The sequence below is a fragment of the Bradyrhizobium lablabi genome, assembly GCF_018131005.1.
Classification (GTDB): Bacteria; Pseudomonadota; Alphaproteobacteria; order Rhizobiales; family Xanthobacteraceae; genus Bradyrhizobium; species Bradyrhizobium lablabi_D.
Genome location: NZ_JAFCJK010000034.1, coordinates 1 through 2,058, shown reverse-complemented (window position 1 = coordinate 2,058; position 2,058 = coordinate 1). Strand labels below are relative to the sequence as shown.

The 2,058-nt window shown below is 60.4% G+C and carries 2 protein-coding genes and 1 pseudogene; all 3 read left to right on the top strand.

The features are described from left to right. Positions 1 to 582: pseudogene (locus JQ553_RS34185) on the top strand (hypothetical protein); the annotation flags it as partial. A 306-nt stretch (positions 583 to 888) separates the two neighbouring features. Beyond that, positions 889 to 1,248, top strand: coding sequence for a hypothetical protein (locus JQ553_RS34180; protein WP_212504472.1), 360 nt, complete (start codon positions 889 to 891; stop codon positions 1,246 to 1,248). Between the two features lie 349 nt (positions 1,249 to 1,597). Then, the coding region (locus JQ553_RS34175) for a YihY/virulence factor BrkB family protein (RefSeq protein WP_212504471.1) at positions 1,598 to 2,058 on the top strand (461 nt) is incomplete at its 3' end.

Sequence of the window (2,058 nt, the reverse complement as noted above, 5' to 3'; positions counted from 1 at the left end):
GACATCGTTCGGCAGTGGACCAATGTGCACGGACTTCCGGAGAATTCCTCGCATCACGAATTCGCCGAGAGCTTCACCCGCCGCGTTTGGAGCGATCCAAACGGTGAGGCTCTTATCGAGGCTTTCTCCATCAGTGGAATGGCGCATGGCGTGCCGCTCGCGACGACCACGGATGAGAGTTGCGGCTCTGCGGGTGCATTTTTCCTTGATGTGGGAGCCTCTTCTACGCATCACATCGCACGCTTCTGGTGCCTGCACAAACACGAATCCATGATTGATTTGCCGGATGACGCGACGCCGGTGTCAGCAACTATCCAGATTGCGAACGACGGCGGCGCCCTCGTCATGGCAGGGGCGGCCGCCGAAGGCGCGCGCGGTTCGGCCGAAGCCTCGCTTGCTGACGATGAAGAGCGGCAGTCGCGTCACCCACTCGACCCCAATGCCATCATTGCGGCGGCCTTCAAGGCCGCAGGTCTTCCGGTTCCGGAGATTCCCGCAGCGCTGCCCGGCCCGTCGCCGCGCGTTGCGCCCGGCCCGATCATCGCGGCGGCATTGAAGGCAGCCGGTCTCGTGCGGAGCTAATTCGGCCCAGCGTTTGCGCTTGGGCCGGGCTGGGCGGCTCATCGAATCTCCTTCATCGAAGGGCGATAACCCGAGCCCGGGCGGCGCTATGGAAAAGGCTGTTGCCGGCGCTGACTGCGTCGCCGAGCACCTTTGCTGGCGCCTGGCGAAGGGCTTGGGCGGTTTTTGTGCGAGTGCCTTCCAGGAACAAAATGGGTTGGTGCGGGCTTTATTGTCCAGATTCGGTCACGCAGGAATTTGACGACGGGATACCGTTGCCCGACGACGGGTGATCGAAGCGACGACGGTGGACCCAACGAGCCGGCCATGGATACTGAGAAAACACCGCACGGGAATGGACGCGACAACGCTCCTGAGGAAAGAAAGCCCATCATTGATCAAATGACCGATTTAGCGGCGCAGGCCGCCGGGACCCTTGCTGAAACTGCTGTTAAAGCGGCATCAAGAAAAGCAAAAAAGGAGGTTGCTAAGCGACTTCCAAGGCCCGTCAAGAAAGTGGCGACGACAATAGCCAATGCGACGAAGGCGCGAAAAAAGACAGTTAAGAAAACCGCCAAGAAGTCTTCGAAGAGGTCAAAAACGACTCAGTCAAGAGCTCGACGCGGGACCGTAGGCAAGAAAACAGTCACGAAAGCTGGCAGGAAAAAGGGGGCGGGGCGGCGGTAAGCACGTGCGTCGTCCGGGCGACCGCTGGCTTCATGTCAACATTGGCCACGCCGACTGATTCCGAACTTTGTGAGGAGCGGTTGACGACACGGCCAGTGCCGGTCGTCTTATCGGTGTCGATTTGGCTTCACTGTCTCGAACCACCATCAGTCCTCGAAAGCCGGCCGGGTAGTAGCCTAAGGCCATAGCCCTCTGGGGATGCAGTTGCCTGAGGCTCCAGTCATCGAGAAGCCCACGATTAATCTTTGCTCCCTCGCGACGTTGAGTCCGTGAACTCAAGGAAACCATCCAGGACCTTTGGTCGTTGCCGCAAGCATGTGCCGTTCGTACCGAGCCATGAAAGAACCGAATGGGACGCTTGTGGCGGGTTTTGAAGGTGGCAATTTCCGGTTTTGTGGCCAACGATGCCTTGAGCCGCGGGGCGGCTATTGCCTTCTATGCCGCGACCTCGCTCGCGCCCGTACTTCTCATCGTGGTTGCAATCGCCGGCCTCGCATTCGGCCAGGACGCTGCGCGCGCGGCGATCAGCCACGAGCTTGGCCAGCTCCTCGGCCCTGCAGGTGGCGATTTCATCAAGTCTATCCTCGAGCGATCGAGCGATCCGCGCTCCGGAACTCTGGCGACGCTCGTTGGCGTTCTCACGGTCGTGATTACCGCTTCAGGTGTCTTCGGCGAAATGCACACAGCGCTGAACGCCACGTTTAAGGCCAAGCCGATCGACGAGCCGGTCTCGTCGCTGATCCGAACCCGTGCGGCCAGCCTGGGGCTCGTGGCTGCGCTTGGTTTCATGCTGATGGTGTCGTTGGCGGC